This window comes from Rhizobium sp. LC145 (assembly GCF_001005825.1).
Taxonomy (GTDB): Bacteria; Pseudomonadota; Alphaproteobacteria; order Rhizobiales; family Rhizobiaceae; genus Neorhizobium.
This window is the reverse complement of the sequence record NZ_LBHV01000004.1, coordinates 440,886-463,892: the sequence shown is the minus strand read 5'-3', so window position 1 is coordinate 463,892 and position 23,007 is coordinate 440,886. Positions and strand designations below refer to the sequence as shown.

The 23,007-nt window shown below is 62.8% G+C and carries 24 protein-coding genes; 9 read left to right on the top strand and 15 right to left on the bottom strand.

Annotated features, from left to right (window positions below; all coding sequences use genetic code 11):
• Window positions 1-32: 32 nt before the first annotated feature.
• The 3 genes from YH62_RS13785 to YH62_RS13775 all read left to right on the top strand — a co-directional run bounded on the left by YH62_RS13785 (window position 33) and on the right by YH62_RS13775 (window position 3,175).
• The gene (locus YH62_RS13785; protein ID WP_046794780.1) at window positions 33-1,625 is read left to right on the top strand and encodes an FGGY-family carbohydrate kinase; all 1,593 of its coding nucleotides are present in this window, start codon (window positions 33-35) and stop codon (window positions 1,623-1,625) included.
• Between the two features lie 87 nt (window positions 1,626-1,712).
• Complete coding sequence (locus YH62_RS13780) at window positions 1,713-2,363, top strand: glutathione S-transferase family protein (protein ID WP_046794779.1); 651 nt, start codon at window positions 1,713-1,715, stop codon at window positions 2,361-2,363.
• Window positions 2,364-2,461: 98 nt separating this feature from the next.
• Window positions 2,462-3,175 carry a sulfate transporter family protein gene (locus tag YH62_RS13775; protein WP_046794778.1) on the top strand — a complete coding sequence of 238 codons (714 nt, stop codon included), beginning with the start codon at window positions 2,462-2,464 and terminating at the stop codon, window positions 3,173-3,175.
• Here the strand turns inward: YH62_RS13775 and YH62_RS13770 are convergent.
• Window positions 3,172-3,597 (bottom strand): VOC family protein, encoded by a 426-nt coding sequence (locus YH62_RS13770; RefSeq protein ID WP_046794777.1) that lies wholly within the window; start codon window positions 3,595-3,597, stop codon window positions 3,172-3,174. The two genes, YH62_RS13775 and YH62_RS13770, sit on opposite strands and share 4 nt — an antisense overlap.
• 92 nt (window positions 3,598-3,689) lie before the next feature.
• Here YH62_RS13770 and YH62_RS13765 point away from each other — a divergent pair, with 92 nt between their 5' ends.
• The gene (locus YH62_RS13765) at window positions 3,690-4,256 is read left to right on the top strand and encodes a TetR/AcrR family transcriptional regulator (RefSeq protein WP_046794776.1); all 567 of its coding nucleotides are present in this window, start codon (window positions 3,690-3,692) and stop codon (window positions 4,254-4,256) included.
• Here the strand turns inward: YH62_RS13765 and nth are convergent.
• On the bottom strand, window positions 4,215-5,000 hold the full coding sequence (gene nth, locus YH62_RS13760) for an endonuclease III (protein WP_046794775.1): 786 nt from the start codon (window positions 4,998-5,000) through the stop codon (window positions 4,215-4,217). The genes YH62_RS13765 and nth overlap by 42 nt on opposite strands.
• A gap of 22 nt (window positions 5,001-5,022) precedes the next feature.
• On the opposite strand from nth, the gene YH62_RS13755 reads away from it, so the two are divergent.
• Together YH62_RS13755 and YH62_RS13750 are read left to right on the top strand one after the other, a co-directional pair.
• Window positions 5,023-5,520, top strand: a complete 498-nt coding sequence (locus YH62_RS13755; protein WP_046794774.1) for a DUF2244 domain-containing protein — start codon at window positions 5,023-5,025, stop codon at window positions 5,518-5,520.
• Between the two features lie 85 nt (window positions 5,521-5,605).
• Window positions 5,606-6,487 (top strand): bifunctional helix-turn-helix domain-containing protein/methylated-DNA--[protein]-cysteine S-methyltransferase, encoded by an 882-nt coding sequence (locus YH62_RS13750; protein ID WP_046794773.1) that lies wholly within the window; start codon window positions 5,606-5,608, stop codon window positions 6,485-6,487.
• A gap of 140 nt (window positions 6,488-6,627) precedes the next feature.
• Here the strand turns inward: YH62_RS13750 and YH62_RS13745 are convergent, their stop codons facing one another.
• Window positions 6,628-7,626, bottom strand: a complete 999-nt coding sequence (locus YH62_RS13745; RefSeq protein WP_046794772.1) for a sugar-binding transcriptional regulator — start codon at window positions 7,624-7,626, stop codon at window positions 6,628-6,630.
• 204 nt (window positions 7,627-7,830) lie between these two features.
• Between YH62_RS13745 and tal the strand changes: the two genes are divergently transcribed.
• Window positions 7,831-8,796, top strand: coding sequence for a transaldolase (gene tal, locus YH62_RS13740; protein WP_046794771.1), 966 nt, complete (start codon window positions 7,831-7,833; stop codon window positions 8,794-8,796).
• A gap of 77 nt (window positions 8,797-8,873) precedes the next feature.
• Here the strand turns inward: tal and YH62_RS13735 are convergent, their stop codons facing one another.
• The 7 genes from YH62_RS13735 to YH62_RS13705 form a co-directional block, all read right to left on the bottom strand.
• A complete protein-coding gene (locus YH62_RS13735) occupies window positions 8,874-9,668 on the bottom strand; it encodes a class I SAM-dependent methyltransferase (protein ID WP_046794770.1) in 795 nt (264 codons plus the stop codon).
• A 109-nt stretch (window positions 9,669-9,777) separates the two neighbouring features.
• Window positions 9,778-11,073 (bottom strand): MFS transporter, encoded by a 1,296-nt coding sequence (locus YH62_RS13730; RefSeq protein ID WP_046794769.1) that lies wholly within the window; start codon window positions 11,071-11,073, stop codon window positions 9,778-9,780.
• Window positions 11,074-11,149: 76 nt separating this feature from the next.
• Entirely contained in the window at window positions 11,150-11,551 is a 402-nt protein-coding gene (locus YH62_RS13725) for a MarR family transcriptional regulator (RefSeq protein ID WP_046794768.1), read from the bottom strand.
• A gap of 40 nt (window positions 11,552-11,591) precedes the next feature.
• Window positions 11,592-12,440, bottom strand: coding sequence for a metal ABC transporter permease (locus YH62_RS13720; RefSeq protein WP_046794767.1), 849 nt, complete (start codon window positions 12,438-12,440; stop codon window positions 11,592-11,594).
• Window positions 12,437-13,300: a metal ABC transporter permease gene (locus YH62_RS13715; protein ID WP_046794766.1), complete on the bottom strand. Its 864-nt coding sequence runs from the start codon at window positions 13,298-13,300 to the stop codon at window positions 12,437-12,439. Before YH62_RS13715 ends, YH62_RS13720 begins: the two co-directional genes overlap by 4 nt.
• Window positions 13,281-14,174: a manganese/iron ABC transporter ATP-binding protein gene (locus YH62_RS13710; RefSeq protein ID WP_046794765.1), complete on the bottom strand. Its 894-nt coding sequence runs from the start codon at window positions 14,172-14,174 to the stop codon at window positions 13,281-13,283. The genes YH62_RS13715 and YH62_RS13710 overlap by 20 nt, the downstream gene beginning before the upstream one ends.
• Window positions 14,171-15,061, bottom strand: coding sequence for a metal ABC transporter substrate-binding protein (locus tag YH62_RS13705; RefSeq protein WP_046794764.1), 891 nt, complete (start codon window positions 15,059-15,061; stop codon window positions 14,171-14,173). Before YH62_RS13705 ends, YH62_RS13710 begins: the two co-directional genes overlap by 4 nt.
• Before the next feature lie 215 nt (window positions 15,062-15,276).
• On the opposite strand from YH62_RS13705, the gene YH62_RS13700 reads away from it, so the two are divergent.
• On the top strand, window positions 15,277-15,918 hold the full coding sequence (locus YH62_RS13700; RefSeq protein ID WP_137326630.1) for a hypothetical protein: 642 nt from the start codon (window positions 15,277-15,279) through the stop codon (window positions 15,916-15,918).
• A gap of 33 nt (window positions 15,919-15,951) precedes the next feature.
• Here YH62_RS13700 and YH62_RS13695 read toward each other — a convergent pair whose 3' ends face one another.
• The 4 genes from YH62_RS13695 to YH62_RS13680 form a co-directional block, all read right to left on the bottom strand.
• Window positions 15,952-16,194 carry a hypothetical protein gene (locus tag YH62_RS13695; RefSeq protein WP_046794763.1) on the bottom strand — a complete coding sequence of 81 codons (243 nt, stop codon included), beginning with the start codon at window positions 16,192-16,194 and terminating at the stop codon, window positions 15,952-15,954.
• 135 nt (window positions 16,195-16,329) lie between these two features.
• A complete protein-coding gene (lysS, locus tag YH62_RS13690) occupies window positions 16,330-17,826 on the bottom strand; it encodes a lysine--tRNA ligase (protein WP_046794762.1) in 1,497 nt (498 codons plus the stop codon).
• Window positions 17,827-18,000: 174 nt separating this feature from the next.
• Window positions 18,001-19,458, bottom strand: a complete 1,458-nt coding sequence (gene gltX, locus YH62_RS13685; protein WP_046794761.1) for a glutamate--tRNA ligase — start codon at window positions 19,456-19,458, stop codon at window positions 18,001-18,003.
• A 116-nt stretch (window positions 19,459-19,574) separates the two neighbouring features.
• Window positions 19,575-21,347 (bottom strand): SLC13 family permease, encoded by a 1,773-nt coding sequence (locus tag YH62_RS13680; protein ID WP_046794760.1) that lies wholly within the window; start codon window positions 21,345-21,347, stop codon window positions 19,575-19,577.
• Between the two features lie 155 nt (window positions 21,348-21,502).
• Between YH62_RS13680 and YH62_RS13675 the strand changes: the two genes are divergently transcribed.
• Entirely contained in the window at window positions 21,503-22,048 is a 546-nt protein-coding gene (locus tag YH62_RS13675) for a glutathione peroxidase (protein WP_046794759.1), read from the top strand.
• Between the two features lie 180 nt (window positions 22,049-22,228).
• Here the strand turns inward: YH62_RS13675 and YH62_RS13670 are convergent, their stop codons facing one another.
• Window positions 22,229-22,987 carry a TerC family protein gene (locus tag YH62_RS13670; protein WP_046794758.1) on the bottom strand — a complete coding sequence of 253 codons (759 nt, stop codon included), beginning with the start codon at window positions 22,985-22,987 and terminating at the stop codon, window positions 22,229-22,231.
• Between the last annotated feature and the right edge of the window lie 20 nt (window positions 22,988-23,007).

Below are 23,007 nucleotides of genomic sequence, written 5' to 3'. Positions count from 1 at the left end.
GCAGCGAACAATGGGACAGGAAACAAATCCGGATGCGTGATCATCTCGTTGCGGTCGATATCGGCACGGGCAGCGCCCGCGCCGGCGTCTTCGATCGCGATGGACGCCTGCTCGCCAAGGCGAAACGCCCGATCCTGATGTTCCGGCCGAGGGAAAACCACGCCGAGCACGATTCCGAGGATATCTGGGCGGCCACATGCGGCGCCGTCCGAGAGGCCGTGAGGGAGGCCGGCATTCCGGCCTCCGGCGTTGCCGCGATCGGCTTCGACGCCACCTGTTCTCTTGTGGCGCGGGATCGCGACGGTCATCAGCTCACCGTTTCCACGACAGGGGAGGATCGCCGCGATACCATCGTCTGGCTCGATCACCGGGCGATAGAGGAAGCGGACGAGCTTTCCGCCACCGGTCATCCGGTTCTCGAATTCTCCGGCGGCTCGCTCTCGCCCGAGATGGAGATGCCGAAGCTCATGTGGGTGAAGAGGCGCCTGCCGGAGACCTGGGCAAGGGCAGGCTCTTTCTTCGATCTTGCGGATTTCCTCACCTGGAAGGCGACCGGCTCGGCGGCGCGTTCCCGCTGCACGCTGACCGCCAAGTGGAACTATCTCGCCCATGAAAATCCCGGCTGGAACGCCGACTTCCTGCGGCTTGCGGGCCTCGAAGACCTGAGGGAAAAGGCCGGCCTGCCGGAAGAAACCGTAAGGGCAGGGGAGAGCATCGGCACGCTTGGCGAAAAGGCGGCGGCGGAACTCGGCCTCGACACCGGCGTGCATGTAGCGCCCGGCCTGATCGACGCCTATGCCGGCGCTTTTGGTGTTCTTGGCGGCGTGCTCGGCGGGGTAGCGGATGGGCGAGGCCTCGAAAGTCACGTGGCGCTGATCGGCGGCACGTCGAGCTGCATCGTCGCCTTCACGCATGAACCGAAGCCCGGCCGCAGCCTCTGGGGCCCCTATCACGGCGCGGTCCTGCCCGAGCACTGGCTGGTGGAAGGCGGGCAATCGGCGACCGGCGCCCTGCTCGACCATGTCGTCCGGATGCACGCCGCCGGCGGCGAGCCTTCCGTCGATCTGCATGGGCGCATCATCACCCGGATCGCGGAACTGCGCGCCGAGAAAGGCGGCGAGATCGCGCCCGACCTCCATGTGCTGCCGGATTTCCACGGCAACCGCTCGCCGCTTGCCGATCCGCATGCCACCGGAGTCGTCAGCGGCCTGACGCTCGATACATCCTTCGACGGGCTCTGCCGGCTCTATTGGCGCTCCTGCGTCGGCATCGCACTCGGCATCCGCCACATCCTGGAGACGCTCGAAGGCTACGGCTACCGGTTCGAGACGCTGCACGTCACCGGCGGGCACGTGAACAATCCGCTCCTCGTGGAGCTTTATGCCGATACGACGGGCCGCAATGTGGTCGTGCCCGAGACGCGCGATGCGGTGCTGCTCGGCACCGCCATGGCCGCGGCGGTTGCCGGCGGCGTCCACGAAAATCTCTTTGCCGCCGGCCACGCCATGGATGGCGGCGGCACGGAGCGGCGGCGCGACCCGGCGCGGGCGCAGAAATACGAGCGCGATTACCGGCGGTTTCTCGCGATGCTGAGACATCGGGAGGAGCTGAAGGAGCTGGGGTAGGTGATCGCGAGGATTATTGCGAGCATCGGGTGTCGGAATCTCGCTTAGCCGGCCGTCTTCAAGGCAGGCAAGCCATGGAGAACAACGATGACCATCACCATTACCGCCTTTGAACGCTCCCCCGATCGTGGCAACGGCCTGGCGCGCGACATGCGCGTTCGCTGGGCGCTCGAAGAAGCAGGGCAGCCCTACGACGTTCGCCTTGTTTCGTTCAAAACCATGAAGGAACCCGCGCATCTCGCGCTTCATCCATTCGGGCAGATCCCGACCTATGAGGAAGGCGATCTCGCCCTCTTCGAGTCGGGCGCGATCGTGCTCCATATCGCCGAGCGCCATGGGAGCCTCTTGCCGGACGATGCGAATGCCCGGGCGCGGGCGATCATGTGGATGTTTGCCGCGCTCAACACGGTGGAGCCGCCAGTCTTCGAGCGCGCCCTTGCCAGGATACTCGAGCGTGACGAGCCCTGGTACGAGCAGCGCATGCATGCCCTGGAGAAGGACATACGGAAGCGGCTGGACGGCCTTTCCGGTCACCTCGGCGATGCCGATTGGCTCGATGGTGCGTTCAGCGCCGGTGACCTGCTGATGGTGACGGTGCTGCGCCGGTTGCAGAGCTCGGATATACTGGACGAATATCCGAACCTCTCCGCCTATGTCGCCCGCGGCGAAGCGCGGCCCGCATATAAGCGTGCTTTCGACGCTCAGTTGGCGGTTTTCACCGGCGCATCGACGGACTGACGAGGGGCGCTTTGGACCCGGAGCGAGCTAATTCGCGGATCGCCTTGCCGCTCCGGCTTCTCCCACCTACATCTCTGCGGCCACACACGGAGACGCCGATGATCCTCGACGCTGCGAGACTTTCGCTTGCCAACCTCTTCGCGCCGGAGACGCGCGCCGTCTTCTGGAAGACGCTGGGGCTCACCATCCTCGTTCTCATCGGCGTATGGTTCGGCCTGCGCGAGCTTTTCGCCTTTTATGCCTGGCCATGGCTCGCGGGCTTCTTTCCGGCCACGCCGGATTGGACGGGCTGGTTCACCTTCTTCGCGGCGATCCTCGCCAGCATCGGCCTGGCGCTCGCGTTGGCGCTGCTGATCGCGCCGATCACCGCGCTGATCGCCGGCCTTTTTCTCGACGACGTGGCGGAAGTGGTGGAAAAGCGCGACTATCCGAACGATCCACCCGGCAAGGCCATGCCGCTCGGTGAGGCGATCGCCAGTTCCATCAAGTTCTTGGGCGTGGTGATCGTCGGCAATATCGTCGCGCTCCTGCTGCTCTTCATTCCGGGCGTTAATCTCGTCGCCTTCTTCCTGGTGAACGGCTATCTGCTCGGGCGCGAATTCTTCGAGTTCGCGGCCATGCGATTCCGCCCGCCGGTCGAGGCTCGTGCCTTCCGGTCGAAACATTCCTCCACCGTCTTCATGGCGGGGCTCCTGATCGCCTGTTTCCTGGCGATCCCGATCGTCAACCTTTTGACGCCGCTCTTCGCGGCGGGCCTCATGGTACATCTCCACAAGGCGATCTCCCGCCGCGATCCTTCCTTTAAAGCCTAACCCGGCAGCGCCGAAGCCTCATACATGGCCGCGAATTCGGCGCTCGGCGGGATCGGCTTGACGATGTCGATCAGCACGCCGTTCGGATCGGCGATGATGAAATGCCGCTGGCCGAAATCCTCGTCGCGGATATCCAGCCGGATCGGCAATCCGGCCTTCTTCAGGCGCTCGTAAATCGCATCCACATCCTCCACCTCGAAATTGAGGATGAGGCCGGAGACCTTGCCGCGGCCGTCTTCCGGGATCGTTTCATGGCTGCCGTCGAGGATCGCCAGCGTCACATGCTCGCTCTCCTTCGATTGCAGGTGCACGTACCAATCAGCAGTGAACAGCGCCTCGAAAGCGAAATGCTCCTGATAGAAGGCTGCCGTGGCGGCCACGTCGTCTGTCATGATGACGGGATAGTAGCTCGTGCATTTCATGGCTTTCACTCCCTCGTTCCTTAAGATACATTCGGTCTGTATGTTTTCTTATAAATACATTCTGTTTGTATGTAAATGGGGAAGGAAAGAAAATGCCGCGCAGCAACCGCGAACGCACCGATGCCACCCGCGCGGCCCTCCTTGATGCCGCACGGGCACTTTTCGTGGAAAAGGGTTACGCCGAGACCGCCACGCCGGATATCGTCGCGGCGGCGAACGTCACACGCGGCGCCCTCTATCACCATTTCGAAGACAAGAAGGCGCTTTTTGCCGCTGTGGTGGAGCGCGAGGCGGCGGAAGTGGGCAAGGCGATCGAGGAAAGGTCCGCCGATGCGACGTCGGCACGGGATGCGCTGCTGCAGGGCGCCTCGGCCTATTTCGATGCCATGGCGGTGCCCGGCCGCACGAAGCTTCTGCTGCTCGAAGCGCCGGCGCTGCTTGCCGACGAACCGGCCGAGGCCAGCCTCAAGATCGGGCTTTCCGAGCTGCTTGCGGGCACCGAAAGCCAAAGGCTTCTCGATCCGCTGACGGCGCTGATCTCGGCTGCCTTCGACCGCGCGGCGATCGCCATCGATGCCGGGGAAAGCCGGAAGGATTACGAGGCGGCGATCGCGGCCCTACTCGACGGCCTCGGCCACGCCGATCTGCTGGGGCGGTAGTTCCACCAGAGGGGCCGGCACATCGCAGGTCTTTTCCGGCGATCGACAGAGATCGGCGATGACGCAGCGCTCGCATTCCGGCTTGCGCGCCTTGCAGGTGTAGCGACCATGCAGGATCAGCCAATGATGCGCGTGATAAAGATACTGGTGGGGAATGACCTTGAGGAAATGTTCCTCCACCTCGTCCGGCGTCCTGCCGGGGGCGATCAGAAGCCGGTTGGCGATGCGGAAGACATGCGTATCGACGGCGAGCGTCGGGATGCCGAAGGCCATGGACATCACCACATTCGCCGTCTTGCGGCCGACGCCCGGCAGCCGCATCAGCTCTTCGCGGGTCTTCGGCACTTCCGAGCCGAATTCGTCTATCAGCATGCGCGAGAGCGCGATCACGTTTTTCGCCTTGTTGCGGTAGAGGCCGATTGTCTTGATGTACCGGGTCACGCCTTCCTCGCCGAGCGCCAGCATCTTTTCCGGCGTGTCGGCCACTTTGAAGAGCCCGCGCGTCGCCTTGTTGACGCCGGCATCGGTCGCCTGCGCCGAAAGCGCTACCGCCACCACCAGCGTGAAGGGGTTCACATGCTCGAGCTCGCCCTTCGGCTCCGGCCGCTGCACGGAAAAGCGGCGGAAGATCTCCTCCAGCTCGGCTTTCGAATAGGCGGACTTATACCGCTTCGGCTTGCGGGCCGTAGCACCGTTTGACTTTTGTGACATGCTGATGCTGGATTTGGATTTCGGAGTCGCCATATCCGTCTAATACCCAGCTTGCATGAGGGAAAGCAACGTGGACGTTTCGGAAGACAGGCCTGTTTTCGCCGCCGAGCTCACGCCTCACCGTTCGCTCGGCCGGAAGGGTTTTCGCGTGCTGCTCGTTCTTTCCGGCGGCATCTGCTTCCTCTACGGCGTCTTCTTCATGGCGACCGGCGCCTGGCCGATCGGCTTCTTCTTCGGGCTGGATTTCCTGCTGCTCTATGGAGCTTTCAAGCTGAGCTACTGGTCGGGCAAGGCGCGCGAGGAAGTCAGCGTTTCGCGCACCAATCTGTCGATCCGCAAGTTCTCGCCACGTGGGCGCATGGTGGAGCACCGTTTCAACCCGTTCTGGGCGCGCTTCCGCGTCAACCGGCACGAGGAATTCGGCATCACCTCCATGCAGGTGACGGGCGAGGGACGCGGAACGGATGTCGGCTCCTTCCTCAACCCGGATGACCGCGAGAGCTTCGCCAAAGCCTTCGGCGGGGCGCTCGCGACGGTGAAACAGAAGCTGTAGAAACGTGCAAAATGAGGGAAATCGGCAAGAAACGGGTGGTTTTGACGGTCCTTAGCGATCATTTTAGGGGCAAAGGAGAAAGACCATGAATGCTCTTGCCCAGATCGACGCACCCGCCATCGACGTGACGCCGGATGGCTCCGATTACGAGACCGTGCGCCGCGTGATCGAGATGATCACGCTCGATTATCGCGATCAGCCGTCGCTGGAGGCGATCGCCGCCGAACTCGACCAGTCGCCGACCCAGCTCCAGAAGGTCTTCACCCGCTGGGCGGGCCTGTCACCCAAGGCCTTCCTGCAGGCGGTCACGCTCGACCATGCCAAGCGGCTGCTCGGCAAGGAGGGCCTGCCGCTGCTGGAGACCTCCTACGAACTTGGCCTTTCCGGCCCCGGCCGGCTGCACGATCTCTTCGTCACCCATGAGGCCATGTCGCCCGGCGAGTGGAAGGCGCGCGGCGAGGGGCTCACCATCCGCTACGGCTTCCATCCCTCGCCCTTCGGGATAGCGCTGGTCATGGCGACCGATCGCGGCCTGGCCGGCCTCGCCTTTGCCGATCAGGGCGGCGAGAAGCCCTGTTTCGAGGATATGGCCCGCCGCTGGCCGAATGCGAATTTCGTGGAGGACCGCGAAGATACCGCACATTACATTCGCCGCATCTTCGACCGTTCGAAATGGTCGGCCGAGCAGCCGCTGAACGTCGTGCTGATCGGCTCGGACTTCCAGATACGCGTCTGGCAGAGCCTGTTGAAGATCCCCTTCGGCAAGGCGGTCACCTATTCCGACGTCGCGCGCGATATCGGCCAGCCGAGCGCCAGCCGCGCGGTGGGCGCCGCCATCGGCCGCAACCCGCTTTCCTTCGTGGTGCCCTGTCACCGGGCGCTCGGCAAAAGCGGCGCGCTCACCGGCTATCACTGGGGTCTCACCCGCAAGCGGGCGATCCTCGGCTGGGAAGCGGGGAATGCTTGAGTTTCTGAAATCCCCTCCCCAGCCCCTCCCCACAAGGGGAGGGGCTTGACTGCCCCGTTCTCCGGTCGCTGTTGAGGTGAGGTCGTGCCGCGGGTTTTCTCCCCCCCTTGTGGGGGAGATGGCCGGCAGGCCAGAGGGGGTCACACTACGGCCCTTGTTTCAGCTTCCGCCAGCCTCAACAGCTCCCGTGCCGCGCTCTCGTCGGTAATCAGCGTATTGCAGCCGATCCGCCGGATGGTGGCGCGGATGGCGACCGCCCGGTGCGCCCCACCGGAGGAGAGCACGATGTGCCGGGCCTTCTTCAGCGTGTCGAGATCGATGGACATCACCCGCTCATTGATCGGGTGGGCGATCGACCGGCCTTCGGCATCGAGGAAGTTGAACATGGTGTCGCAGACGCAGCCGGCGGCGATCAAATCCTGAAGTTCCCGCTTCGAAATGAAGCCTTCCGAAAGCGAGGTCGAATGCGGGCCGATATCCCCGCAGCTCACCACCGCAAGGTCGAGGTTTTCTGCCAGATTGTAGAGGGTCTTCAGCCCGCATTCCTCGATCAGCGCCCGCTTGGTGGCGACCGAATCCACCAGGAGCGGCGCGAGGAACATGTAGCATTCCGCATCGAGCTGGCTTGCGAGCCGCCAGGTGTAATCGATCGGGTTGGTCTGGTGCACGGCGACGATCCCGCCGAGCAGGGAAACCACCTTGCAATCCTGGCGCCGCGGCGGACGGAAGCTTGCGAGCGAGGCCGTCATGGTTCGGCCCCAGCCCACCCCGAGCGTCATACCGTCCTGCACGACTTCCGACAGGAACTGCCCGAGAGCCAACCCTACCGCGCTTGCCATCGCCGCCGGGCTGTCATCGCGCGGCGCGGGCACGACGATTGCCTCATCCAGGCCATAGGCCTGTTCCAGCCGGGTCGAAAGTTCCACGCAGCCGTCGATGCCCTCGCTGATCCAGATCTGCACCTCGGAGCGCTTCAGCGCCTCGTCGAGCATGCGGATCACCGTCGAACGGCTGATGCCGAGCCTTTCGGCCACGTCCTTCTGCGTCAGGCCCTGGTTGTAATAGAGCCAGGCGGCCCGCAGCCTCAGCGAGGCGGCGTCGGAATATGCGGTGTGGGTTTCCCGTCTAAGCCTTGCCAAAACACCTCCGATATCTTTCCGCCCTGGCGGAAGCCTCTATCTTTCCCGATAAAGGCCATGATATCACCACAGGTGAAACATATGTCAATTCCGATGTACAAATGTCTTGACTTCCCTGCGGCTCGCAGACGATAGTTTGTGCAGGGCGCCGGGGGAGCAAAATCGCGCGACAGGCGTTTTATCTCCATATCGAGGACTATTCGGATGACGTCGAAACTTGAGCAACTTCGTTCCATGACCACGGTCGTCGCCGATACCGGCGACATCGAAGCGGTCGCACGCCTGAAACCGGTGGATTGCACCACGAACCCCACGATCGTGTTGAAAGCGCTTGGCACGCCGGCCTTTGCCGACAAGGTGAAGGACGCGATCGCCTGGGGCCGCAAGCAGGGCAGCCAGGACGATGCGGTCGTCGCGGCGGTTGCCGACAGGCTCGCCATCGATGTGGGTGCGGCGCTTGCGGAAATCGTGCCCGGCCGCGTATCGACGGAAGTCGATGCCGACCTCTCCTTCGACACCGAAGCGTCGATCGCTAAGGCGCGTTCGATCATCGCCGCCTACAAGGAGCGCGGCATCGAGCGCGAGCGCATTCTCATCAAGCTCGCCTCCACCTGGGAAGGCATTCGCGCGGCGGAAGTGCTGCAGCGAGAAGGCATCGACTGCAACCTGACGCTTCTCTTCTCCATGGCACAGGCAATCGCCTGCGCGGAAGCGAAGGTCTTCCTGATTTCGCCTTTCGTCGGCCGCATTCTCGACTGGTACAAGAAGTCGACCGGCCAGGATTACACCGCCGAGACCGATCCGGGCGTCGTTTCCGTCCGTCAGATCTACAACTATTACAAGGCGAACGGCATCTCCACGATCGTCATGGGCGCATCGTTCCGAAACATTGGCGAGATCGAGGCTCTGGCCGGCTGCGATCGTCTGACGATCAGCCCCGCGCTTCTGGAAGAACTGGATAAGGCCGACGGCACGCTCGACCGCAAGCTTTCGCCGGAAACCTTCAAGGCCGAGCCGCTCCAGTCGCTCGACGAGAAGCAGTTCCGCTGGGCGCTCAACGAGGACCAGATGGCGACGGAAAAGCTTTCCGAAGGCATCCGCCTCTTCGCCAAGGATCTTGTGGCGCTGCGCAGCATGGTCAAGAAGGAACTGACGCTCGCTGCGGCTTGAGCGAGCAGAAGGTACTGAAAGGCAAAAGGCCCGGATCGCTCCGGGCCTTTTCTTTTTGGCGGGATGGCGCCTATGGCCTAAGCTTTTCTGCTGAGGAACAGGCCGGTCTCCTTCCTAGCCTCGAGCACGCCGCCGCCACGTTCGAAGGCTTCGGCAATCGCCTCGCGGAAGGCGGCGAGCTGCGTTTCGCTTGCGCCGTCTCCCGGCGGGTAGGATGTCAGCGCCAGGAACACGTCCTCCGGCTCGGTGATCCGCATGCGTGCCGGATGCTCGGAGAAAGTAACGTTGCCGAACTGAGCGGCCATCAGTTCCTCGGCCTTCTGGTACCCGAAAGCTGCGCCGCCGGGATCAACCGGCGAGCTACCGAAAACGGTCGTCAGTTCGTAGATTTCGCGCATGTTGCCGATACCGTTTGTCGTTACCGCAAGCACGCCGCCGGGTTTCAGGACGCGAAACATTTCCGCCATTCCGGTAACTGGATCGGGCACATGGTAAAGCATGTGCATGGCGATGACGGCATCGAAAGAACCGTCATCGAAAGGGAGGGCGGTGACCTCGGCCTGCCGGCCTGCCACTGAACCGAAGGGCAAGGTCCGGCAGCGGTTCACCGCTTCCTCGACCATGCCGGCAGACTGGTCGGCCAATGTCAGGTCGAGATTTCCGGGCACATCGCCGATGACGGAAGCCCAGAACCAGCCGGGTCCGCAGCCGATATCGAGAACGCGATCACCGGGATCAAGCGGGAGTTGCCGTGCGACCCAGGAAAACCAGCCGATCTCCGCGATCGTATATTCCCTGTTGAGGCGCCCGCGGGCCGCGAGCCTGCGGCTGTCGGCATATTGTGCGGCGGTGCCTGAGACGATCGACGACATGGTTCCTCCAGTCCGAGCGGTAGTTCTTGCGTCGAATCTGGCGGCGAATTCTGTCTTTGGCAACAGGCCTCCCGGCGGCCGCGATTTGGCCGCCAGGAGCTTGGATGGGTCAAGCCGCCTGCGGCACTGCCGTCGTGGAGCCGGGCTTTCTGAGCAGCAGGACCGAAATCGCCGCGATCATGCAGGCGACGCCGGCGATCTGCAGTGCGGGCATGTAGGTATTGAAGTCGCTCTTGAAGAAGCCCGCGCCGAAGGCAGCGGTCGCCGCGCCAAGCTGATGGCCCGCAAACACCCAGCCGAAGACGAGGCCCGCCTTTTCGCGGCCGAAGTTCTCCGCCGCGAGCTTTACGGTCGGCGGAACGGTCGCCACCCAGTCGAGCCCGTAGAAGACCGCGAAGATCGACAGTTCCACGAAGCTGAAGCCCGAGAAGGAGAGATAGATCAGCGACAGACCGCGCAGGCCGTAGAACCAGAAGAGCAGGAAACGGTTGTCGAACCGGTCGGATAGCCATCCGGCGAAGATCGTGCCGAAGAAATCGAAGATGCCGATGACGGCAAGCGTGCCGGCGGCCGTTACCGCTGCCATGCCGAAATCGCCGCAGATCGAGATCCAGTGAGTTTGGATCAGGCCGTTGGTCGAAAGTCCGCAGACGAAGAACGTGCCGAACAGAACCCAGAAAACGGGGTTGCCGGAGACGCTGTACAGGGTGACGATCGGGGAAGCGAGCGTCGTCAGCAGCTTGTGGTCCTGCTTCGGGGGCTTCGAAACCGTCGTTTCGCCATAGGCCGGCAGGCCGACATCCGCCGGGTAGTCGCGCATCAGCAGAAGCACGAGGACCATGGCGGTGGCGATGATGGCGACCGCAAGCGTCAGCGCGGTGCGCCAGCCATAGGCTTCGGTGAGGGCCGCCAGAATAGGGAGAAAGACGAGCTGGCCGGTAGCGTTGCTCGCCGTCATCAAACCGACGACGAGACCGCGGCGCTTCGAAAACCAACGGGCGGCGACGGTTGCGCCCAGAACCAGCGCCGTCATGCCGGTGCCGATGCCGATGACGACGCCCCAGAGCAACAGCAGTTGCCAGACCTCGGTCATGAAGAAGGACGCGACGATGCCGAACATGATCATGCCGAGTGCCGTCGAAACCACCTGGCGGATGCCGAAATGGTTCATGAAGGCGGCGGCGAAAGGCCCGAGCAGGCCGAAGAGCACGAGACGGACCGCCATGGCCGAGGAAATATCGGCGATATCCCAGCCGAATTCCTGGTGCAGCGGCTGGATCATCACGCCTGCCGAGCCCATGGCGCCCGCCGTCGCCAGCATGGTGAGGAAGGTGGTGGCGGCGACCACCCACCCGTAGTGCAGGTTTCTGCCGGCCATCCATCGGGCGGCGCTGGTGGAGATCATCTTGTCGTCCCTTTCCTGATCGTTGCCGCGGCTGCAGCGGGATTTGCGGGTATATGCCCGCTTTTGAATAAAAGAATCAGAGCTCCTTGAGCAGCTCCAGCAGTTGCCTCGTCTTGTCCGGCCCGAGCCGAACCTCGATATCTTCCTGAACGCCGTCCCAGAGGGGCGCGCCTTTCTCGAGCAGATGGCGGCCCTTTTCGGTCAAGGTCAGCATGGCTTCCCGCTGGTCTTCTCCGTGACCGATCGCGACCAGACCCATGCGCTCCAGCACTTTCGCATTGCGGCCGACTGTCGACCGATCGAGATCCACCTTGCCGGCAAGCTCGGTGAGCGAGACGGGCGCCAGCCGGTTGATATTGCGTAGCAGGCTGAACTGGCCGATGTTCACGCCGAGCGGAGCCAGCGCCTCGTCATAGTAGGACGAGACCTTCCGGGAGGCTTGGCGCAGCACGATGCAGTGGCAGGTTTCGCTTGGCATGACGCGGGTATATACCCGCGACTTGAGCTGCGCAAGAGGGTCAGCGCGAACTTGCCGTGCGGGCCGTCATGGTGGTCTTCACGAAAGCGAAGATGAAGAGCGCGGTCATCAGAAGAACGATGGTCGGGGCAGGGGCGCTGTCGAGGAAGAAGCTCACATAGATGCCGAGAACGGAAGAGCCGGCGGCAATCGCCACGGCCGTCAGCAGCATGGCGGTGAAGCGGCGTGTCAGGAGGAAGGCGATGGCGCCGGGCGCTACTAGCATGGCCACAGACAGGATGATGCCGACCGCCTTCAGCGCGCCGACGACGGCGAGCGAGAGCACCGCGAGCAACCCGTAATGCAGAAGCCGGACGGGCAGACCTATCGCCCTCGCATGCTGTTCGTCGAAGGAATGCACCAGCAGGTCCTTGCGCAGGATGACGAGGAAGAGTGTTGCAACAAGCGCGATCAGCCCCGTCTCCACGAGATCGGAAGGCAGGATGCCGAGCATATCGCCGAAGAGGATATGGTCGAGGTGCACGTCAGACTGCACCTTCACGAACAGCACCAGACCCAGCCCGAACATGCCGGAAAAAACGATGCCGAGCACCGTATCTTCCTTGATGCGGCTGTTCTCCTTGAGGAACCCCGTCGCCAGCGCGCAGATCATGCCGGCCACAAAGGCGCCGATCGCAAACGGGATCGACAGCATATAGGCGATCACCACACCTGGCAGCACGGCGTGCGAGACCGCGTCGCCCATCAGCGACCAGCCTTTCAGCACCAGGAAGCAGGAGAGCATCGCCATGGGTATGGCGATCATCAGCGTCACGATGAAGGCGCGCTGCATGAAATCGATCTGGAAGGGGAAGGTCGCGAGATCGATGAAATCGAGAAAGCCGCTCATGATGTCGTCTCCTTGAGCGTCCTGCGCAGCCGTCGGCGGGCGGCCAGCATGCCGTGCTTGGGCGCAAACAGGAAGGCGATCAGGAAGAGCGCGGTCTGCAGCACGACGATGATGCCGCCCGTCGCGCCGTTCAGGAAATAGCTGAGATAAGCGCCGATGAAGCTCGTGGCCGCGCCGATCACCAGCCCCAGCAGGATCAGCCGCTCGAACCGGTCGGTGAGCAGGTAGGCGGTCGCGCCCGGCGTCACCACCATGGCGATGACAAGGAAAGCGCCGACCGTCTGCAGCGCCGCGACGGTGGAGGCCGAAAGCAGCGTAAAGAACAGCACTTTCAGGAAATCCGGATTGAGGCCGATGGTGCGGGCATGGTTCTCATCGAAGAAGGCCACCATCAGATCCTTCCATTTCAGCGCGAGGACGGCGAGGCTGACGCCGCCGATGATGACGAGCTGCAGCGTATCGGCCGGCGTGATGGCGAGGATATTGCCGAGAACGATGGTCTGGATGTTCACCGAGGTCGGCGAGAGCGACACCATGAAGAGGCCAAGGCCGAAGAAGGAGGTGAAGATGAGGCCGATAATGGCGTCTTCCTTGAGCCTTGTTCGCTGGTTGAGGAAGAGCATGGCGCCGGCCGCGAGCCCGCCGGAAATGAAGGCGCCGAGCGAAAAGGGGAGGCCTAGCATATAGGCGCCGGCAACGCCCGGCACGATGGAGTGGGAGAGCGCATCGCCGATCAGCGACCAGCCCTTCAGCATCAGGTAGGCGGAGAGAAAGCCGCAGACGCCGCCGACCAGCGCGCTTACCCAGATGGCGTTGGTCATGTAGCCGTAGGTGAAGGGTTCAAGAAGCGTCTGGAGCATCCGCCTTCTCCTTCGGCTTGTTGCCGTTGCTGCCATAGGTCACGAAGGGGCGCTCGTCGTCGGTGATGACCTTCACGCGCCGCTCGTCGGCATCCTCGTGCAGGTCGGAGCCGCCGAGGATGAAGTGGCGCAGCACGCCGCCGAAGGCCTTTTCCAGATTGGCCTCGTTGAACGTGTCCTCCGTCTTGCCGTAGGCGAGCACGGTGCCCTTCACGAAGACGGTGCGGTCGCAGAAATCCGGCACGCTGCCGAGGTTATGGGTGGAGACCAGCATCACCCGGCCCTCGTCGCGCAGCGATTTCAGGAGCGTGACGATCTGCTCCTCGGTCGTCACATCGACGCCGGTGAAGGGCTCGTCGAGCAGGATGATCTGCCCCTCCTGGGCGAGCGCGCGGGCGAGAAAGACACGTTTCCTCTGGCCGCCGGAAAGCTCGCCGATCTGGCGCTTACGATATTCTTCCATGTTCACGCGCCGCAGCGCCTGGGTCACCATCTCGTGGTCGCGGCGGGAAGGAATGCGCAGGAAATTCATGTGGCCGTAACGGCCCATCATCACCACGTCCTCGACGAGAACCGGAAAGTCCCAGTCCACCTCCTCGGCCTGCGGCACATAGGCGACGAGGTTCTTCTTCAGCGCCTCGCGGGCGGGCATTCCGAGAATTTCCACCGAGCCCTCGGCCAGCGGCACGAAGCCCATGATCGCCTTGAAGAGCGTCGATTTGCCAGCCCCGTTAACGCCGACGAGCGCGGTGATCGTGCCGCGCGGAACAGTGAAGCTCGCCTGCCGCAGGGCCGTGAGGCCCGTGCGGTAGGCGACCGTGATGTTGTCGATCCTGAGGCCGGCGCTGGCCGGCCTCGTCTTTCCCATCATCATTGGGCAAGTCCCTTTGCAATGGTCTCCGAAGTGACGCGCAGAAGGTCGAGATAGGTGGGCACCGGCCCGCCTTCCTCGCTCAGCGAGTCGACATAGAGAACGCCGCCATATTTCGCTCCGGTCTCGCGGGCGACCTGCTCGGCGGGCTCGGCGGAAACCGTGCTTTCGCTGAAGATCACGTTGATCTTGTGCTCGCGCATGGCGTCGATCACGGCCTTCACCTGTTGAGGCGTGCCCTGAGCGTCGGCATTGACCGGCCAGAGGTAAAGCTCCTTCAGGCCGAAATCACGGGCAAGATAGGAGAAGGCGCCTTCGCTCGTCACCAGCCATCGGTGATCCTCGGGAAGGGCGGCGAGCTCGTCGCGGATCGGCTGGATCGCGGCGCGGATCTTGTCCGTATAGGCCTTGGCGTTGGCGGCATAGACTTCCGCATGGGCGGGATCGATCTCCGTCAGCCCCTTGCGGATGTTCTCCACGTAGATGACCGCATTTTCCGGTGACATCCAGGCATGCGGGTTGGGCTTGCCCTGATAGGCGCCGCCGGCGATCGACATGGGCTCCACGCCGTCGCTCACGGTGATGCTCGGCACGTCGCCGAGATTGGTGAGGAATTTTTCGAACCAGAGTTCGAGGTTCAGCCCGTTGCGCAGCACGAGGTCCGCATCGCGGGCGCGCAAAAGGTCGCGCGGGGTCGGCTGGTAGTTATGGATTTCAGCGCCAGGCTTGGTGATGCTTTCCACATCGGCCGCATCGCCGGCGACATTCTTCGCCATGTCGGCGATGACGGTGAAGGTGGTGACCACTTTCGGCTTTTCTTCCTGCGACCAGGCGGCAAGCGGGGAAAGAAGCAGGGCGGCAAAGGCAATAACGAACTTCCTGGCACCCATGGCGGGCTGAACTCCTTTTGCAATTCATTCGCAATCCAAACTAGCGACCTTTTTCGTGCTGTCAATGCTATTGCAACTCATTCGCAAAAAGGAAGTTCCAGAAAATACGAACCGCGGATGAATTAAAGCTTCCTCAATTAGAATGCGGCAGGATCGCTCCGTTCCATGACCTTTGTGTTGCGTAGATTGGAGTTGACCATGCCGGAGTCCGGCCCGTGAATGTCCGGAGATTGAATTTCTCGCGGACGCTCTTCCTCGCCTTCGGCGGCGTTCTCGTGCTTTGCAGCGCAAGCGGAACGGCGGCCGTATTTATCGGCGCCGACCGGCTTCTCGGTCCATCCTTTTCCGGGACGAACGGCCTCAAATGCACCACCGTCCAGACCGCCCGGATCAAGCGGGACGGCACGTATTGGGTGCGCAAATACGTGACGGCGGACAAGCGGGCCGACGGTATGTCGCGGGTGAGGACGGCGTTGCGCGTGGCTCGTAGCGTTCAGGCGCATGAAAAGGCGGATCTCGTCCAGGTCACGGTGCTCGACCCTGCCGGTCCGAAGGACCGAGCGCTGATGCGCGGAAGGATGATCGGCGCGCAGGTCGTCTACATTCCCGATCTCTCGAAGGTGCCGGAAGGCGCCGCCTCGCAAGTCTATACCGCCTATTATCTCGACGGTCCGGCGAGCGAGGCCGGAGAATATTACGGAATCCGCTTCGATCTTCCGCTGGAGGACGTCAAGCCGATGGTGGCGGCGTTTACCGACGATGCGGATTGCATCGATCCGAACGCGGTAGCGGTGACGGCGGAGCATGGCGCGCCGGTCACCGCTCATGGAGAGCCTGTGCCGGGGCACGACGGCTGACGGGAATTCGGGCTCGGGTAGAGCTTGCCGGCGTCAATCGTCATAGGCGCGATATCGCCGGAGCCGCTCGCTTTCGTAGCGTCGTCCGTCGTCGCGGGACACGCGTTTGCGGACGTAGCGTTCGCAGTAGCCGTCTTCACAATGGGTTTCGACCAGCCGCTCCCGCACGACACCGTTGTCGGATGAGCTGTTGGAACTCGAGTTCGACGACTGGCTTCCGGCCAGAGCCGGGCTTGCGGTCATCGCGGCGGCGGCAAGCAGGACAAGCGTTCGCATGACCTTCTCCTTCCATTGCAACATGGTCGGCCTTCGGCGCTGAACCGGCGATGAACGCAAAAGAAAAGGCTCGCGCGCCTTCAGACGCACGAGCCTTCAGTCATTCGAATTGTACGTCTTGCAGCCGAGACCGGCTCAATCCGCCTTGGCGCGACGCGCCGGGAAGAGGATCACGTCGCGGATCGAGGGAGAATCCGTCAGCAGCATCACCAGCCGGTCGACGCCGATGCCGAGGCCCCCGGCGGGCGGCATGCCCTGGTCCATGGCGTCGAGGAATTCGTCATCGAGCTGCTTGTCCTTTTCGCCGCGGACATGGGCCTGCTCGAGCTGCTCCACCATGCGGCGGCGCTGCTCCTCCGGATCGTTAAGCTCGGAGAAGGCGTTGCCGAGTTCCCAGGTGTTGCAATAGGTCTCGAAGCGCTCGACGAGGCGCGGCTCGCCCGGCACTTCCTTGGCAAAGGGCGAGATGTCCTTCGGAAAATGCGTGACGTGGGAAGGCTGGATCAGCGTGCCCTCGACCTTCTCCTCGAAGATGAAGGCGAGGCATTCGCCCCAGGTCCAGTCCTTCTCCACCTCGAAGCCGGCGCCCTTGGCAGCGGCGCGGGCTTCCTCGTCGGTTTTGATCGCGAGGAAGTCTATGCCGGTCGCTTCCTTCACCGCGTCCGGCATCGGAACGCGCTTGAACGGGCCCTTGAAGGAGAGCTCCTTGTCCTGGAACTTGAACTCGGTGGAACCGTGGATGCTCATGGCGAGCTGCGCGAACATGCGCTCCACGAGGTCCATCATGTCCTCGTAATCCGCATAGGCCCAGTAGCACTCCATCATGGTGAATTCCGGATTGTGCCGGGTGGAGACGCCTTCGTTCCTGAAATTGCGGTTGATCTCGAACACCTTGTCGGTAAGCCCCGAGACCAGCGTGCGCTTCAGGAACAGTTCCGGCGCGATGCGCAGGTACATGTCGAGCTTCAGCGTGTTGTGATGCGTCTTGAAGGGCTCGGCCGTGGCGCCGCCGTAGATCGCCTGCAGCATCGGCGTCTCGACTTCCATGAAGCCGTCGTTTTCCATGAAGCGGCGGATGCCGGAAACGATCTTCGAACGCTGCTGGAAGCGGAGCTTCGATTCCTCGTTGGTCATGATGTCGAGATGGCGCTTGCGGTAGCGCAGCTCGATATCGGAAAGACCGTGCCACTTCTCCGGCATGGGCAGCAGCGACTTGGTGAGCATGATGATCGACTGGGCGTTGATCGACAGCTCGCCGCGCTTGGTGCGCCGCACGGTGCCGGTGATGCCGATGATGTCGCCGATATCGATCATCGGAAGCATGTCACGGGCTTCTTCCGGCGTCACATCCTTGTGGGAGAAGATCTGGATCTTGCCGGATGCGTCATGGATGTCCATGAACATGCCGGAATTGCGCGAGGAATAGACGCGGCCGGCGACCGTCACGACATCCTGCGTTTCCACGTCCGCCTCGAGGTTCTGGTATTTCTCCGCGAGTTCCGCATTGGTCATGGTGCGGTGGAAATGCGCCGGATAGACGTCGCCGATCTTCTCGCGCAGGAGCTTGAGCTTCTGGGCGCGGACTTCCGTCGCGTCGGAGGAGAGGGCGGTTTCGGTCTTTGTTTCGGTCATCGTGTTTCGCCTTTAGGCAAGTTTGTCTTGTTTCGCCGGTGCGGCTGGCTGGGCTTAACCCTCCCCCTTGTGGGGAGGGTCGGAGCGAAGCGACGGGGAGGGGTTTCCGACTAGGAAAGAAAGACCCCTCCCTAACCCTCCCCACAAGGGGGAGGGAACCCGTCGCGCATGCCTTTACTTTCCTTCACCCACCATCTGCGCCACTACCGTCGCGGCCACCTTGAGCCGCTGGCGCACGACCGAGCGGCCGAGCAGCGCCATAGAGTCGAACAGCGGCAGCGAGCGCGAGGACCCGGACATGGCAACGAAAAGCGGCGGGGTAACGACGCGCAGCTTCTTGCCGAGCTTGTCGGAAACGGCGCGCAGTTCCGCATCGATCGTCTCGACATTCCATTCCAGGATCTTTTCGAGATCGGCCTGCACGGTGTTGAGGATCTCCAGCGTCTCGGCCGGGCTGGTCTTCAGACCCGCGAAGGAGGCCGGCGCCAGGCCGACATCGCTCGAAAGCAGGAAGCCCGCGAGCTGCGGCAGTTCACCGAGCTTGGAAATGCGGCTCTGCGAAAGCTTCAGGCCTTCCGTCAGGCGGCTGTTTTCCGATGCCCATTCGAGCGTGCGCGCCACGAATTCCTCCGGCGACAGCTTCTCGCGCAGCCAGCGGCCGTTCAGCCAGTCGAGCTTCTGGATATCGAAGATCGCGCCGGCCTTGGAGAGGTTGTCCGGATCGAACTTCTCCGCCAGCTCCTCCATAGAAAGAAGCTCCTCGCCCTCGGCAATCTGGATGAAGAAGAGGCCGAGGAAGTTCATCAGCGCTTCCGGCAGATAGCCGAGCGCCGAATAGTAGGAGATCGAGGTCGGGTTCTTGCGCTTCGAAAGCTTGGACTTGTCGGCATTGCGCATCAGCGACAGATGCATGAAGACCGGCTGTTCCCACTCGAAATAGCGGTAGAGCAGGATGTGCTTCGGCACGGACGCCAGCCATTCCTCGCCGCGCGCCACATGGGTGATCTTCATCAAGTGGTCGTCGATGACGTTCGCCATGTGATAGGTGGGCATCCCGTCGGCTTTGATCAGCACCTGCATGTCGACCGAATCCCACGGGATCGAGACATCGCCGTAGACGCCGTCATGGAATTCGCAGTTGCCCTCGGTCGGGATTTTCATGCGGATGACGGAGGCTTCGCCTGCGCCCAAGCGCGCGGTCACTTCCTCGGCCTTGAGGTTGAGGCAGAGACCGTCGTATTTAGGCGGCTTGCCGCTAGCGCGCTGCGCCTCGCGCATCTGTTCGAGCCTTTCCGGCGTGCAGAAACAGCGGAAGGCATGACCCTTGTCCAGAAGCTCCTGGGCATAGGGCTGGTACATCGCCTTGCGGTCGGACTGGCGGTAGGGGCCATAGGGGCCTCCGACATCGGGACCTTCCGCCCAGGTCAATCCCGTCCAGCGCAGCGCGTCGAGCACTTTCTGTTCGAATTCCGGCGTCGAGCGCGTCGCATCGGTATCCTCGATGCGCAGGATGAACTCGCCGCCCATCTTCTTGGCGAAGAGATAGTTGAAAAGCGCGATGTAGACGGTGCCGACATGCGGTTCGCCGGTAGGCGAGGGGGCGATGCGGACGCGCGGGGTCGGATTGATCATGAATTGTCGCTCGATTTCAGGCGCCTCAGCGGCGCGTGCATGCTTGCGGGAATGTCGATTTGGGCAGGCCTTAGCGCATATTCAGCCGCGGGCGTCAAGGTTTTTGGCCGGCATGGCTACCCTACCGGCCAGACATAGAGCAGCGCCGGCACGCTGACGAGCACGATGATGAACGAAAGCGGCAGTCCAAGGCGTGGATAATCGGAGAACCGGTAGCCGCCCGGCCCGAAGACCAGCGTGTTGCACTGGTGGCCGACGGGAGTGAGGAAGTCGCAGCCCGCGCCGATCGCCACCGCCATCAGGAAGGCCTCCGGCTTGAAGCCGAGATTGGTGGCGAAGCTCGCCGCGATCGGCCCCATCACCAGCACCGTCGCGGCATTGTTGAGAAAGGGGGTGACCGCCATGGTCGTCACCAGGATCAAGCCCAGCGCGCCCCAGGCGGGCAGGCTTGCCGCGGCATTGCCGAGCCAGCCGGCGATCAGCTCGCTACCGCCGGTGGTGCGCAGCGAATCCGAAACCGGGATCAGCGCCGCGAGCATGACCAGGATCGGCCCGTCGATGGACTTGTAGATGTCGGCAAGCGGGATGGCGCGGAAGACCAGCATGCCGAGCGCGGCCACGAAGAATGCCACCGAGACCGGAGCGATGCCGACCGCCGTCGCCGCCATGGCGAGCGCCAGGATGACGAGCGGAATGAAGGCGCGGCGGCGCGTGCCGAGCAGCACTTCGCGCTGGGCGAGTGGCAGCAGCGAGAAATCCTGCAGCACGGCGGTCAGGTTCCTGCGGTTGCCCTGCAGAACCAGAATGTCGCCGGCCATCAGCGTTATGCTGCCCAGTCGCTCGGTGAGCCTTTCGCCGCGCCGGCTGATGGCGAGCAGGTTGACGCCGCGGGTGTAGGAGAGCGCAAGTTCCCTGGCCGAGAGCCCTTTCAGCGAGGATTCCTGCGAAATGATCGCCTCGACGGAAATGATGTCGGCCTGTACCTGGCCCCGCTCCGTCAGCGGTTTCCCGGAGAGTTTCAGCCTGCCGCTCGAAACCGTGCGGTCGAGTGCTGCCGACGAGCCCTCCAGCAGCACCACGTCCCCCTCTTTCAGCGTGAGGTCCGGGAAAGGCGACATGCGGGTGGTGCCGCGCAGCACGGCTGTGGCGATGACCTCTCCGTCGCCGAGCTTCAGGAGCGCGCTGACAGGCTTTTCCACTACGGAGGACTGGGCGGTGACGGTGACTTCCGACGTATAGTTGGCGATCTCCATGACGTCTTCGATGGACGTGTTCTGCTTCGTGCGGCTCGGCACCAGCCAGTGAAAGAACAGGAGAAAGGTGACGCCGACGATCGTCAGCAGCGCGCCCATCGGCGTGAAGTCGAACATGGTGAAGGAGGTGCCGGTCATCTCCTCGCGAAGCCGCGAGACCACGATATTGGGCGAGGTACCGATCTGCGTCATCAGCCCGCCGAGCAAGGCGGAAAAGGCCATCGGCATCAGGTAGAGCGATGGCGAAACCCCGGAGCGTCGCGAGAACTGGAAGGCGACCGGCATCATGATCGCCAGCGCCCCGATATTCTTGATGAAGGCGGAAAGCACGGCGACGACGATCATCAGCAACGCAAGCTGGGTGCGCACCGAATTCAGATTGGGGAAGAATTTCTTGATGGCGGTATCGACCACGCCGGAACGGGCCACGCCGGCGCTGACGATCAACGCGCTGCCGACGATGATGACGATATCGTCCGAAAATCCGGAAAACGCCTTGTCGAACGGCACGACGCCCAGCACGACGGCCAGAACCAGCGCACAACAGGCAACGACATCATAGCGGAAACGATCCCAGATGAAGACCGCCATCATCGCGGCGATGACGGCGAAGGCGAAAATCTGGTCTGTGGTCATGCTGCTCCGGGCGGTGAGGAAGTGATGGGGCTGTCGGCGGGATACTTGCCGCTTTTGCGTCGGTTATCAATGCCATGGTGCGTGCAGTCACGTTGCTGGACATTCGGCGGGAGCCGGATAACTTGGCCCGGCCGCATGTTTAATGGAGATTGCGAATGAGTGGAATTCTGGAAGTGCCGGTAAAGCTTGCCGATGGGCGCGAGACCTCGCTCAACGAGTACAAGGGCAATGTCCTGCTCGTCGTGAACGTCGCCTCGAAATGCGGGCTGACCAAGCAATACGAAGGCCTCGAGAAGCTTTACGAGGACAAGCGCGAGCGCGGCTTCGTCATCGCTGCTTTTCCGGCCAACAATTTCAAGGGCCAGGAGCCCGGCACGGATGCCGAAATCGTCGAATTCTGCACCTCCACCTATGACGTGAAGTTCCCGATCTTTTCCAAGGTTTCGGTCAACGGCGAGGACAAGCATCCGCTGTACAAGCAACTTACGGCATCCGGCACGCCGGTGACCGGGGATGGCCCCATGAAAGAGCGTCTGCGCAGCCTCGGCATGGAGGTTGCCGACGACAACGAAATCCTCTGGAATTTCGAGAAGTTCCTGATCGGCCGCAACGGCGAGATCGCCGCCCGCTTCGCGCCGGACGTGACGGCCGACGACAGCCGCCTCGTCTCGGCGATCGACCGGGAACTGGCGCGGAGATAAGGGCTTTTACCCTCCCCTTGAGGTGGGGTCCGGAGGACGGGGCGAGACACGCGGCTCGCCCCTGAGAACCGGAGGTCCGGGGTGGGGTGACCCGTAATATGTGCGAGTAGCGGTCTATGGGTTTTGTCACCCACCCGCCGCTTTGCGGCGACCTCCCCCCTCAAGGGGAGGTGAGAGGCATCAATGCACCGTCGTCTGCCCTGCCTTCTTTTTTCTCTCCCGGGCGTTGCGCGCCCACATGTTCAGGACCTCGACCAGCGCCGAGAAGGCCATAGCGGCGTAGACATAGCCCTTCGGCACATGGAAGCCCATGCCCTCGGCGATCAGCGTCGTGCCGATCATCAGCAGGAAGGCGAGCGCCAGCATCACGATGGTGGGGTTACGCTCGATGAAGTTGGCGAGCGGGGTTGCCGCCAGCAGCATCACGGTGACCGCCGCGATCACGGCGACGAACATGATCGGCACATGCGGAGTCATGCCGACGGCGGTGATGATGCTGTCGATCGAAAAGACGAGATCGAGGATCAGGATCTGTGTGATCGCCGAGCCGAAGGTCATGGCCGCGGTGCCGCCGACCATGTCTTCCTTATGATCGACGGGATCGACGGTGTGATGAACTTCCTTGGTTGCCTTCCAGACGAGGAAGAGACCGCCGGCGATCAGGATCATGTCCTTCCAGGAGAAGGCGTGATCGAACAGCGTGAAGACCGGCTGCGTGAGCTGGACGATCCAGGCGATGGTGCCGAGAAGCGCCAGGCGCATGATGAGAGCAAGCCCGATGCCGATCTTGCGTGCCCTGTCGCGATGCTCGGGCGGAAGCTTGTTGGTGAGGATGGATATGAAGATGAGGTTGTCGATACCCAGTACCACTTCCATCACCACCAGGGTGACGAGCGCCACCCAGGCGGTGGGGTCTGCGACGAGCGCTGCGATATCCATCCAATGTCCCTTTCTCGATC